Below are 12,489 nucleotides of genomic sequence, written 5' to 3'. Positions count from 1 at the left end.
GCAACCTTCGCTGCAAAGCGAATGATTACAGGACTCTATGGGTTTAACTGGTTATTTGGGAATGTCTGCTTACCTACATCTCCAAAAGCCGGATCAGTTCATCTTCATCCTCAATGACCTGAATGCCGAGTTGCTGCGCTTTAGCCAGCTTGCTGCCTGCCTTCTCGCCGGCAATGACCAGATCGGTTTTCTTGGAGACACTGCCGGACACCTTAGCCCCGAGAGCCTCCAGACGCTCGGCCGCTTCCTCGCGGGTCATTTTCTGCAGAGAACCGGTCAACACAACGGTTTTGCCGCTAAAGAAAGTATTCGTACTGACTACACGCGGAGCTTCGGGCGCCTTAGCCTCTACACCCAGCGCCAGCATGCGGTTAATGCTTACAACCACAAACGGGTCGGCAAAATAATTCACGATGCTCTCCGCCACAATCCCGCCGATATCCGGCAGACCCGCCAGCTCCTCCGCCGTTGCGGACATTACAGCTTCCAGACTGCGGTAGTGGTCAGCCAGCATTCTGGTGGTAGCCTTTCCGGTATTCGGGATACCGAGGGCATATAAGAAGGAAGCGAGATCCCGCCCTTTGCTCTCTTCCAGTGCTTGGAGCAGATTATCCGCCTTCTTCTCCCCGAAACGGTCCAGCTTCACCAGTTGCTCGAAGGTCAATTCATATAGATCGGCCGGCTCACGTACACTAAGCTCTTCATGCAGCTGAGCAGCCGTCTTCTCACTGAATGTCTCAATATCCATGGCATCGCGTGACGCGAAATGCGTGATCCGGCTAACAATCTGAGGTTTACAGTCCAGCTTGTTGTTGCAGAACAGATGCGCACCGCGCATCTCCAGCGGGAACCCGCAGGCCGGACAATTCTCAGGGAAAATAATCTCCCCGCCGTCACTCTCTTCCGTCACCTTGCCCAGAATCTCCGGAATCACATCATTGGAGCGGCGGATGAATACCCGTGTGCCCAGCGCGAACTTCAGGTTCTTGCGTTCAATGTCTCCCACGTTGTTAAGTGTGCAATTCTGCACAGTAACACCTGCCAGCTCCACAGCCTCTACCCGTGCCAGTGGCGTCACTTTGCCAGTACGGCCTACGTTCCAGCTGACCGACTCCAGGATTGTCGTGGTTTCTTCCGCCTCGAATTTATAGGCAACCGCCCAGCGGGGGAACTTATCTGTATAGCCTAGTGCTTCACGGATCCGGAAATCTGTCACCTTGATGACTGCCCCGTCAATCAGATAATCAAGGCCGGAACGGCTCTCTTCGATCTCAGCCAGCTGCTCGGTAACGTCATCGAAATTACTGAAGTAATTGAGATACGGGTTGACCTTGAACCGGTTGCTGCGAAGGAAATCCATCATTTCCTGGTGATCGGCAAACTGCACACCCTCCGAGTACCCCACATTATAAAAGAAGGCATTCAATCTGCGGTCTGCAGTCATCTTCGGATTCAGGTTGCGCAGTGCGCCGGCTGCACCGTTACGTGCATTCTTCAGCGGCTCCGCCGCACGTGTATTATAGTCAGCCAGAACAGACAGGTTCATGATCCCCTCGCCCTGCACTTCGATCAGCCCTTCCTTGAACGGGATGTTCAAAGGAACGGATTTGATCGTCTTCACCTGAGCAAGGATACCTTCGCCTGTTACGCCGTTGCCCCGTGTTGCCGCCTGGACAAGTACGCCGTCACGGTAGGTCAGGTTCAGCGTTAAGCCGTCAAACTTCAGCTCCACCGCATAACACGGGTCAGGCAGAGGATTCTCCGGATTCTTGGTGTTGTAGTCATTCACCAGCTTCAGCACACGGGCGTTCCAGGTGCGCAGCTGTTCAATGTTCTGCGCCTTGTCAAGACTCCACAATGGCGCCAGATGGCGGTGTGGCGTGAAGCCCTTCAGCAGTTCCCCGCCTACTCGCTGGGTTGGAGAATGCGGCAGTACCATTCCGCTCTCCGCTTCCAGCGCCACCAGCTTGTCGTAGAGTGCATCATATTCCTTGTCGCTGATCTGCGGCGCATCCATTGTATAGTAATGATAGTTATATTGATTCAGCTCGGCTACGAGCTCTTCCATCGTGAACATCATATCCATCCGGCACATCCCTCCGTCAAATAGGTTTCCTACGGTTAGCGTGATCCAAAAACACAATCGTTAATCGCAGCTTGCTTTATTCAACTTTGGTGATCGGTGCAAAGCCGGCCAGCAGCCGCTTCACGCCCACCGGCGCCGGGAAGGCAATCTGCAGCTCCGTATCGTTGCCGCTGCCCTTCACGGCCACAACGGTGCCTATGCCCCATTTGCCGTGGGAGACCTTGTCGCCCGCCTTGAAGCCGGCGGACGCTGCGGCCCCTGCTCCCGGAGCGCTCTGCGCGCCTCCGGTCGTCACCACTACGCGGCCCGCGCCGGGCACCGCGCTCGCCGAGCTGCCGCTGCCGAAGCTGGCGGCACCGCCGCCTGCCGGCGCATTCCCGGCAGCAGCGGTGCGGCTGCCGAAGTTCCCCCGGCTGCCTCCGCCGAAGCCGCGGCCGCCGTAAGCACCGCCAACCTCCGCGCCTCCGCGCCGGAAGCGGTCTGATTCCTTAACGGTGTCTTCCTTCAGCTCCTCCGGAATCTCCTCCAGGAAGCGGGACGGCGCATTCGCGGTCGTCCGCCCGAACAGCGTGCGCATCCGTGCACAGCTGAGGAACAGCTGCTTCTCCGCACGGGTAATGCCCACATACGCCAGCCGGCGCTCCTCTTCCAGTTCATCATTGTCCTGGAAAGCACGGCTGTGCGGGAACACGCCCTCTTCCATTCCGATGATGAACACGGTCGGGAACTCCAGGCCCTTCGCGCTGTGCATCGTCATCAGCACGACGGCATCGCTGCGCTCTTCTTCGTCATTCACGCTGTCAATGTCAGCGATCAGCGCCAGATCCGTCAGGAAGGAGACCAGCGACTTATCCTCGTTGTTCTTCTCGAATTCCATCGTTACGGACAGGAATTCATCGATATTCTCCAGACGGGAACGGGATTCAAGAGTATTCTCATTCTGCAGCTCCAGTCGGTACTGGGACAGTTCAAGAATCTTCTCTGTCAGCTCCGTTACCGAGAGGAATTCCACCATCCGGTGCAGGGCTTCGATCATATCATAGAACTCCACCAGCGTATTACGCGTCCGGCCGGCAAAGCCCAGATCATCCACCGTCTGCAGTGCCCGGAAGATCGATACTCCCTGGGAAGCCGCTGCTGCCGCCAATTTACCGACAGTCGTATCCCCGAGGCCACGCTTAGGAACATTGATAATCCGCGTCAGGCTGATATCATCATCAGGATTGGAGAGCAGGCGCAGATACGCCAGCAGATCCTTGATTTCTTTGCGGTCATAGAACTTGATCCCGCCGACGATCTGATAAGGAATATCCGATTTGATCAGAATTTCTTCTATTACACGGGACTGGGCGTTCGTACGGTATAGAATCGCATGATTCTGGTACGCCTGGCCCTGCTTCACATTCTTGCTGATCTCTCCGGTGACGAAGTAACCTTCATCATGCTCGGAGTCCCCGCGGAACACCTTGATCTTCGCGCCTTCGTCCGAATCGGTCCACAGCTTCTTCGGCTTGCGTCCGGTATTCAGTGCGATAACACCATTGGCTGCATTTAGAATATTGGAGGTTGAACGGTAATTCTGCTCCAGCAGGATGGTTTTGGCTTCGGGATAGTCTTCTTCAAAATTAAGGATGTTCGAAATATCCGCCCCGCGCCAGCGGTAGATCGACTGGTCACTGTCCCCGACTACGCAGATCCGGTGATGACCCTCGGCCAGCATCCGGCAGAGCATATACTGCGCCCGGTTCGTATCCTGATACTCATCGACATGAATATATTTGAACTTCTTCTGGTAGAAATCCAATACCTCAGGAACTTCCTTGAACAATTGGATCGTCTTCATGATGAGGTCATCGAAATCCAGCGAGTTATTGCTTCTCAGCCGTTGCTGGTACTTGGTATACACTTTGGCCACAAGGCCTTCAAAATAATCGCCGATCTTCTGCTCATACTGCGCCGGTGTAATCAGCTCATTCTTGTTTGTACTGATCACAGCCTGAATGGCCTTCGGCTCGAATTTCTTGGTATCAATGTCCAGATCCTTCATACAATTGCGGATAACGGATAACTGGTCCGTCGAATCCAGAATGGAGAAGTTCGAAGTGAAGCCTATCCGCTCAATATCCTTCCGCAGGATCCGCACACACATCGAGTGGAAGGTGGATACCCAAATATCCCGGCCATCCGGCCCTACCAGCTTGGAGACACGATCCTGCATCTCCCGGGCGGCCTTGTTCGTAAAAGTAATCGCCAGAATCGCCCAAGGCGGTGCCTTGCGGTTAGCGATCAGCCAGGCGATCCGGTGGGTCAGCACGCGGGTCTTACCGCTGCCCGCTCCGGCCATGATCAATAAAGGCCCTTCGGTAGCTTCTACAGCCTGACGCTGCGGGGGATTCAGCCGGCTTACGGCGTCTTGTATGTTAACAAGTTGCATGTGTGACATGCTCCTTTCTGAATATAAGCTTGTATAAACTGAGTTAAGATGTTTACTTAGCCTTAGTCGTCACTGCGGTGAATATTTGGCCCTCCGGCCGCTGTTGTCTCCAGATTTCTTGATTGAATACCGCTTATTGCGGTTGAAATCCGGTGACAAAGGCGGTCGCTACCGCTCCTACAGTTCCAAATTTCCCCTCTGTTCCTTTCGGCTTTTATTAGTTTATAACCAGTCCAGCTGCGACGTATTTCTCACCGCCTGAACGGTCAGCAGCGCCTGCTCCAGATCATAGTAAATAATATTGCCGACCACTACTGTATCACATAGAGCAGCTGCCTGCATGGCTTCTTCCTCACCTGTAATACCGCCTCCATAAAAAAGCTGGCTGTGCTCGACCATTGCCCTGACCTCACGCACAGTCTCCATATCTCCGAACCTTCCGCTGTACTCCAGATAAACCACCGGCAGATTCATCAGCTTGTCCGCAATCTGTGCATAAGCCGCTGCCCCGTCTGCGCTAAGCGAGTGGTCTGCTCCTGTAAGCCGTGCTACGGATGAATCGCCATTGAGCACAATGTAGCCCTCTGTCAGCAGCAATTCCCATGGAATCAGACTGCCGAACCGTTCAATTGCCCGGCGGTGATGGCCAAGAATCCATGAAGTATCGGCAGTGTTGAGCACCATGGGAATCATATACAGATCAAAACCGGGCACAGCGGCTTCCAGATCCGACACCTCCAGCGCACAAGGCAGGTCATACTGCCGGATTCTCGAGAGAAGACTCACCGTATTCTCATAAGTTACACCAGTGGAGCCGCCTACCAGTATCGCATCGGTTCCCGAGAGACAGACAGCCGCCAGCTCCCTGTCAGCAAGCTCCCGGTCCGGGTCCAGCTTGAACACATGCCGCCACGGCTTGATCATTTGCCGCATTCCATTCATTATCGTCCATCCTCAATGTTCATCTTAAGTAAACATTCTATTTCCATGTATTTCATAACAACAAATATACTCCTGCACACGCAAAAGCCGTATCTCTAGTCTAAGTCAGTACGAAGGCGGGTGTCAATTTAAAGCGAACAAAAATGCGAACATTTTTTCGCGTTTTTGGAGCGGCAGCTTTTGATGTACAGAAGCCCGCACGTTCAACTACTAGCGGATACCCTTGATCCGGCTTAAGTCGTCCTCAGAGACAAAATCGGTATAGAATCCGTCGACTCCCATCCGGGACAGCTCCGAAATTTCCTTCTCGTCATTCACTGTATGCACATAGACTCTTGCACCTACTTTTTTCAGATTGCGTACGAAGCTCTTGGTAGCTCTTACCGTCGGCATCGTGATATCCACTCCGGCTTGCTTGGCGAATTCGATGACCACCTCGTCGCTGTCCTGCGTCTGATAAAGTGTAAAAATCACTTCAGGAAAAGCATACACCCGGTTCACTACATCCAGCATATCTCTGCTGTATATCTGCGGAACGATCCGCTTGAGCAGAGCAGGGTCCCGCTTCTCCGCCGCTTCCACGATAAGCTGAAACTGCTTCGTTACCCGTTCCGGTTCAAGCTCCTTCGTGTCCGTTACAATATAGGCATCCGGGTAGATCACCATCAGGTTCATTATCTTCTCAATATCCAGCGGAGAGTAGATCTCCAGAACCGGACTGTTCATGACATCCTCATAATTTAGCACGATCCCTTGCTTAGCGGCAGGAAGAACAGCCTGCTGGCCCAGCAGCTTGCTCATATTGGCAGTCCATTCATGGCGGGCAACCAGCTTGTCATCGCTTGTCAGCAGCAGGTCCGCCTCAAAAACCCGGGTTCCCTGCTCATAGTTAGCGATAAAAGCATCCAGAGTATTCGTATACGTATAGTTATGAATCCCTCCCATAGCATGAGCTACAATTCTATGGGCTGCAAAGCCGGTAGCCGGCTGTTTCTCTTTTCCCCCAAGAGTGAGTACAAGCAGGAGTGCGATAGCTACGATCATAATGACGGAAGCGATAATCTTTTTTCTATCCATGATGGCAGGTTTCCTTTGCAAGTGTTAGAGTAGTTGGCCTGAAAACAAGAAGAAACGGCTGTGTCGTCCTCAGGGGGGCAGCAACCGTTTCTATGGAATAATATAGTATGAGACCCGTCTATTAATAAGCGTTCTTGAAGCCGTTGCGGATGGTTTTGGCGATGATCCGGATGTCGAACAATAGCGACCAGTTCTCAATATAGAAAATGTCATGTTTGATCCGGTCCTCAATCGACGTGTCCCCGCGCAGACCGTTGCTCTGAGCCCAGCCGGTAATCCCCGGACGCACATGGTGCTTCACCATATACTTCGGAATCTCACCGCGGAACTGCTCTACAAAGTACGGGCGCTCCGGACGCGGACCGACCACACTCATCTGGCCAAACAGCACATTGAAAAATTGCGGCAGCTCATCCAGACTGGTTCGCCGGATAAAGGTCCCAAAACGTGTGCGGCGCGGATCTTCACGCGTACTCCAGCCTGTATCCACTTCGCCGTCTGTCTGCATCTTCATCGAACGGAACTTGTACATCATGAAGTTACGGCGGTTAAGTCCTACGCGCTCCTGCTTGAAAATAATAGGTCCGGGCGAGGTTAGGCGCACACCCAGCGCTACAATCAGCATGACAGGAGACAACATAATAATGGCGAACAGGGAAAACACCAGATCAAACGCCCGCTTAGCCATTTTGTTCCCGGCCATATCCAGCGGAATGTCGCGTACGTTAATCATCGGCATCCCCGCGAAGTTATCGAAGTAAGGACGGGCCGGCAGGTAGTCGAAGAAGTCAGGGATAATCAGCGTCCTTACACCCGCCTTCTCGCAGGTAGCAATAATGGTCGGATATTTCGAATGGGCATCCAGCGGAAGCGCCAGAATGACCTCATCGACCGGCAGCATCTCCAGCATGCCTTCCAGCTGATCCACGGTGCCGAGAATCGGCTTATACCGTTGTTCCTCAAGACCATCCCATTCATGAAAATCATCCAGGAAGCCAATTGCCTCGTACCCCAGCTCAGGATACTGCTCCAGATTATTGTAGAATCTCTTACCCAGCGTACCTGCGCCGAGAATCAGTACAAACTGGCGGTTGAAGCCTTTTTCACGCAGCGATTTCAGCATCTTCTTCAGCACATAACGGTACAGCATAATGGAAAGAATATTGAAGCCCATATATATTGCGAGATATTGCCGGGAGACGTCAATCTCCTTCAGGAAGAACATCAGGCCGAGCAGAATGAAGATACCCATGGCGTGAACCTGAAAGATTTTGATGAATTCGTCAATGAACCGTTTCTTGCGCTTCGGCAAATACAATTGAAGCACAATTCCGATCAGAATAGCGATAGCTCCGTAGATAATACTCCAGTAAGCATAGGACTCTACAGGAAGTGTTCTATAGGAATCCAACAAACCGCTTTTGAATTTCAGCCACCAGGCAGCCAGGAAAGCCACTTGAATGACCAGGAAATCGGCAACCATATATAACTGTGTCAAAAATCTCTGATTACGGCGAATCATAATCTCACCTCAGCATTCGATTCATTGCGTAAACCGGCTTCCCCGGGGACTGTCAGACTCTGTGCTGGTGTTGGAACCTTGCGCGGAGCAATCAGCGCATTGCGCAGCAGCGAAAGCGTGAACTTGACGCCGACTCCCGCATATACCGCTCCGTTTATCATACTGTTGTACCGCCTGCTATAATGCTTCTTATGGAATAAAATCATCGCCCGGTGGAATTCGTACACGATCTTAAACGGTCTGCGGCGCGCACTGCCGCCTTTGAGATGCACGATCGATGTCTGCGGATAGTAATAAATCCCCCAGCCGGCCGCTTTGATCCGGTAACACCAATCCAGATCCTCTCCATACATAAAGAACGTCTCATCCAGGCCGCCCACCTGCTCAATGGTCTCCCGCCGCAGCAGCATGAACGCTCCCACCAGACAATCTACCGGGTAAGAGTCATCCGGGTCCAGATAACCCAGCTGATAGCCGTTGAATCTTGGACGATCCGGGAACAGCTTACTGAAGCCAAACGCATAATAGAAGGAGGCAGATGGTGTCGGAAATCCTCTTTTGCAGGCCTTATCCAGCGAACCATCCGGCAGTATCACCTTGCAGCCCGACGCGCCGAGATCCGGACGACTGTCCATAAACTGGGCCATTGTCTCTAGTGTATCCTTACGCACCACCGTATCGGAGTTAAGCAGCAGCAGATAGCGCCCGGAGGCCACTTCCATCCCCTGATTATTACCCTTGGCAAACCCTACATTTTCAGAATTGGCGATCAGCAGCACATCCGGAAATTCCTTGCTTATCGTCTCTACCGAGTGATCATGGGAGTTATTATCTATTAAAATAATTTCATAGGAGTAGCGGGTCTCGGAGTCATATACCGACCTCAGACAGTCCATCGTCAGGCGGCATGTGTTGTAATTAAGAATGATTATACTAACATCTACATTCACTGCTATACTCTCCTGACAAATATAGTAATCTATCGACAATTATTATAACACAAAAAAGACCGGCGATGCCGGTCTTGGGATGAACTTACAATCGAAGATACGCTCTTTATTTTAGACTTAAAAGAAATTCTCTTAGACCTTCCCGCCAAGGACGGATATCCTGGAACCCATTAGTACGGATTGCCAGATGCTCCATCACCGAGTTGCGAGGACGCGGTGCAGGACGCGGGAACTGTTCGGTTGCGCACGGCTCAAGCTTCGCTGTGAACTTCAGCCCCAGAATATCTTCTGCTTCCGCAAAGATGGCCTGGGTGAATTCATACCATGTGCAAGAATCACTGTTCGAAGCATGATATACACCATATTTTTCAGTCTGGATAAGCTCAAGCAAGAATCTTGCCAGGTCCAACGTATAGGTAGGCGAGCCCTTCTGGTCATCTACAACCTGCAGCAATGGCTTTTCCTGCCCTAGTTTCAGCATGGTTTTCACAAAATTATTGCCGTATTTGCCATAAACCCAAGAGGTACGTACGATAAAGAATTTGGACGATAAAGACTGGACCAGGATCTCTCCAGCTCGTTTAGACTTACCGTAGATACTTTTAGGATCCGTATTATCATATTCATGGTAAGGCTGAACCCCCATGCCATCGAACACATAATCCGTGCTGATATAGACCAGCTTAGCCCCAGCCTTCTCAGCGGCAAGAGCCACATTCCGGCTTCCGGTAGCATTAATCAGATACGCTGCGTCAACATCGGTCTCTGCCGCATCAACTGCTGTATGGGCCGCACAATGAATGACAGCATCAGGAGCGAAAGCGCTGATGACCTCCTGGCACTGGTCCAGATCGGTAATATCCATTTCCTGACGGTCACAGCCCAGAACCTCATAATCCTGACCTTGAAGCAGAAGCATAAGATCTTGCCCCAGTTGTCCGCCTGAACCTGTAACGAACACTTTTATCTTCGCCATTAGAGTGAATCCCCCAGACGGCTGCCGTACTGGAGTGCGGCATACTTCTGGTATTCTCCAGACTGAATGCGGGTCCACCATTCTTTGTTATTCAGATACCACTGAATGGTTTCCTTAATGCCCGTTTCGAACGTATGCTTTGGCTTCCATCCCAGTTCGTTCGTGATCTTAGTCGGATCTATACCGTAACGGCGGTCATGTCCAGGACGGTCCTGAACATACGTAATCAGCGAGTCCGGTTTACCTAGCTCCTGCAGTACCGTATTCACAATATGCATATTTGTCCGCTCATTATTGCCTCCGATGTTGTACACTTCACCGTTAACACCCTCATGAATTACCAGATCGATTGCACTGCAGTGATCCTCAACATACAGCCAGTCACGGATATTCATTCCGTCACCGTATACAGGCAGCGCCTGATCAGCCAGCGCACGGGAGATCATCAGTGGAATCAGCTTCTCCGGGAACTGATAAGGACCGTAGTTATTGGAGCAACGGGTAATGTTAATCGGCAATCCGAATGTTTCGTGATAAGCTCGAACCAGCAAATCCCCGCCCGCTTTGCTTGCGGAGTAAGGGCTGTTCGGTGTAAGCGGCGTTTCTTCAGTGAACAGACCTGTAGCACCAAGCGATCCATAGACTTCATCCGTGGAGACTTGCACGAATTTAGTTATACTGTATTTCTTAGCTGCATCCAGCAGTACTTGAGTACCCAGCACATTCGTCTTCACAAATACTTCCGGCTCCAGAATACTCCGGTCCACGTGGGACTCAGCAGCGAAGTTAACCACTACATCCACAGCATCACCGATTAGCGCATCCATTGCCGCCACATCGGTAATGTCCGCTTTGACAAACGTATAGTTAGGATGATTCTCGATTGATTTCAGGTTCTCCAGATTACCTGCGTAAGTCAACGCATCTACGTTGACGATCTGGTAATCAGGGTGTTGCTGCAGCATGTATATTACGAAGTTGCTGCCGATGAAGCCGGCTCCGCCGGTGACAAGCAGTTTCATTAATGTTAACCCCCAAATGTTATTTCACTAATCTTATAATATTCACTACAATTAGCCGAAGTGATACTTCATTATAACCAATTCAACCCTTCGCAAATGTATAATATTTATGACCTAGATAGTTAGAGATTGTATAAATCCCTGATGCTAATAAAATAGAGATATTTTCAGTTAACTTACTCTTAGTTATCAAACCATTGTTATACATAAACATATTGAATATATGCCCTAAATAATACGAAAACAAATAACAAACAATAGAAACTAGAATAAACTTCCAAATGGTTTTATTCGCACTTTTTTTTGATTGAAAAGTAAAACTTTTATTTAATACATAGCTGCAAATAATTCCGAGAAGATTTCCTAAACTGGTCGATACCCAATAATTAAAGTGTAGAGTATTAAACAAGATAAATATCGAACCTAAACCTACCAAAGTGTTTAGGGCGCCAACCAAAATGAACTTAAAAAACGTAATATTCTCATTAAACTGCTTTTTCATCCAATTTATACGTATCATAATAGATTTTCATTTTTCATTAGCGAAGAGGTAATATTTACTTCTTCTCTAACAAGAAAGAGTGGTCTTCTCTTGGTTTCATTATATATTCTTCCTATATATTCTCCTATAATTCCGAGTGTTATTAACTGTATCCCCCCAAAGAATAGGATGGCAACCATTAAAGACGGATAACCAGCAACAGGATTACCAAAGAATATTGTACTAAAAATAAGATACATCATATAAATAAACGATGTGATAGACACGAAAAAACCTAAGTAGGATGCAAATTGTAGTGGCGCAAAACTAAATGAAGTAATACCCTCAAGTGCAAAATTCCATAACTTCCAGTAATTAAAACTTGTTTTCCCAGCGAATCGCGCTTCTCGTTGGTAGGTAATACTCGTTTGTTTATAACCAACCCAACTGAAAAGTCCTTTCATAAAGCGGTGATGCTCAGGTAATTGGTTTAAGGCATCAACAACTTGCCTAGACATGAGCCGAAAATCACCTGTATCCTCTGGAATGTCAATTCTCGTAAGCTTTGCTATAACTCTATAAAACATATGCGCAGTCATTTTCTTAAAAACAGTTTCGCCTTCTCGCTTAGTACGTGTCGCATACACGACATCATATCCCTCATGCCACTTATTTACCAATAAAGGAATAACCTCTGGAGGGTCTTGCAAGTCAGCATCAATTGGAATAATTGCATCTCCCACAGCATATTTAAGACCTGCAGACATTGCAACCTCTTTTCCAAAGTTTCTCGATAAATCAATTACCTTAATTCGTTCATCATTACGTGCAAGTTCTTTAAGTAAAGATAGAGTATTATCTTTACTTCCATCATTTATACATATAATTTCGAAATCATAGGAATTTTTCAACATAGTACTTGTAATAGTTCTATAAAAAATATCGATATTAGCCTCTTCATTATACATAGGAACTATAAGTGACAGCTTAAACTCCATG

General features: G+C 49.5%; 10 protein-coding genes. All 10 read right to left on the bottom strand.

What is annotated here, in order from left to right; all coding sequences use genetic code 11:
- Positions 1 to 73 precede the first annotated feature (73 nt).
- Positions 74 to 2,086, bottom strand: a complete 2,013-nt coding sequence (gene ligA, locus MKX70_RS08725) for an NAD-dependent DNA ligase LigA (protein ID WP_340839921.1) — start codon at positions 2,084 to 2,086, stop codon at positions 74 to 76.
- A 76-nt stretch (positions 2,087 to 2,162) separates the two neighbouring features.
- The gene (gene pcrA, locus MKX70_RS08720; protein WP_340839920.1) at positions 2,163 to 4,520 is read right to left on the bottom strand and encodes a DNA helicase PcrA; all 2,358 of its coding nucleotides are present in this window, start codon (positions 4,518 to 4,520) and stop codon (positions 2,163 to 2,165) included.
- 222 nt (positions 4,521 to 4,742) lie between these two features.
- Positions 4,743 to 5,453, bottom strand: a complete 711-nt coding sequence (locus MKX70_RS08715; protein ID WP_340841638.1) for a heptaprenylglyceryl phosphate synthase — start codon at positions 5,451 to 5,453, stop codon at positions 4,743 to 4,745.
- A 219-nt stretch (positions 5,454 to 5,672) separates the two neighbouring features.
- On the bottom strand, positions 5,673 to 6,539 hold the full coding sequence (locus tag MKX70_RS08710) for a phosphatidylinositol-specific phospholipase C/glycerophosphodiester phosphodiesterase family protein (RefSeq protein WP_340839919.1): 867 nt from the start codon (positions 6,537 to 6,539) through the stop codon (positions 5,673 to 5,675).
- Positions 6,540 to 6,660: 121 nt separating this feature from the next.
- Complete coding sequence (locus MKX70_RS08705; RefSeq protein ID WP_340839918.1) at positions 6,661 to 8,061, bottom strand: undecaprenyl-phosphate glucose phosphotransferase; 1,401 nt, start codon at positions 8,059 to 8,061, stop codon at positions 6,661 to 6,663.
- Positions 8,058 to 8,957, bottom strand: coding sequence for a glycosyltransferase family 2 protein (locus MKX70_RS08700; RefSeq protein WP_445323701.1), 900 nt, complete (start codon positions 8,955 to 8,957; stop codon positions 8,058 to 8,060). Before MKX70_RS08700 ends, MKX70_RS08705 begins: the two co-directional genes overlap by 4 nt.
- A 160-nt stretch (positions 8,958 to 9,117) precedes the next feature.
- Positions 9,118 to 9,978 (bottom strand): dTDP-4-dehydrorhamnose reductase, encoded by an 861-nt coding sequence (gene rfbD, locus MKX70_RS08695; protein WP_340841637.1) that lies wholly within the window; start codon positions 9,976 to 9,978, stop codon positions 9,118 to 9,120.
- Between the two features lie 8 nt (positions 9,979 to 9,986).
- Positions 9,987 to 11,009 (bottom strand): dTDP-glucose 4,6-dehydratase, encoded by a 1,023-nt coding sequence (gene rfbB / locus MKX70_RS08690; RefSeq protein ID WP_340839916.1) that lies wholly within the window; start codon positions 11,007 to 11,009, stop codon positions 9,987 to 9,989.
- An 82-nt stretch (positions 11,010 to 11,091) separates the two neighbouring features.
- Complete coding sequence (locus MKX70_RS33395; RefSeq protein ID WP_445323700.1) at positions 11,092 to 11,511, bottom strand: GtrA family protein; 420 nt, start codon at positions 11,509 to 11,511, stop codon at positions 11,092 to 11,094.
- Between the two features lie 14 nt (positions 11,512 to 11,525).
- On the bottom strand, positions 11,526 to 12,488 hold the full coding sequence (locus MKX70_RS08685; protein WP_340839915.1) for a glycosyltransferase family 2 protein: 963 nt from the start codon (positions 12,486 to 12,488) through the stop codon (positions 11,526 to 11,528).
- Position 12,489 lies beyond the last annotated feature (1 nt).

It is taken from the genome of Paenibacillus sp. FSL R7-0312 (genome assembly GCF_038004445.1).
Lineage (GTDB): Bacteria > Bacillota > Bacilli > Paenibacillales > Paenibacillaceae > Paenibacillus_AQ.
Note: the sequence above shows the minus strand (reverse complement) of the source record. Positions and strands in the feature narration are given on the sequence as shown.

Bases quoted from the DNA above. Each gene is read 5' to 3' on its own strand.
- MKX70_RS08705 (WP_340839918.1), bottom strand. From the start codon at position 8,061: ATGATTCGCCGTAATCAGAGATTTTTGACACAGTTATATATGGTTGCC.
- ligA (WP_340839921.1), bottom strand. From the start codon at position 2,086: ATGGATATGATGTTCACGATGGAAGAGCTCGTAGCCGAGCTGAATCAA.
- MKX70_RS08710 (WP_340839919.1), bottom strand. From the start codon at position 6,539: ATGGATAGAAAAAAGATTATCGCTTCCGTCATTATGATCGTAGCTATC.
- rfbB (WP_340839916.1), bottom strand. From the start codon at position 11,009: ATGAAACTGCTTGTCACCGGCGGAGCCGGCTTCATCGGCAGCAACTTC.
- MKX70_RS33395 (WP_445323700.1), bottom strand. From the start codon at position 11,511: ATGAAAAAGCAGTTTAATGAGAATATTACGTTTTTTAAGTTCATTTTG.
- pcrA (WP_340839920.1), bottom strand. From the start codon at position 4,520: ATGCAACTTGTTAACATACAAGACGCCGTAAGCCGGCTGAATCCCCCG.
- MKX70_RS08700 (WP_445323701.1), bottom strand. From the start codon at position 8,957: ATGGACTGTCTGAGGTCGGTATATGACTCCGAGACCCGCTACTCCTAT.
- MKX70_RS08685 (WP_340839915.1), bottom strand. From the start codon at position 12,488: ATGGAGTTTAAGCTGTCACTTATAGTTCCTATGTATAATGAAGAGGCT.
- MKX70_RS08715 (WP_340841638.1), bottom strand. From the start codon at position 5,453: ATGCGGCAAATGATCAAGCCGTGGCGGCATGTGTTCAAGCTGGACCCG.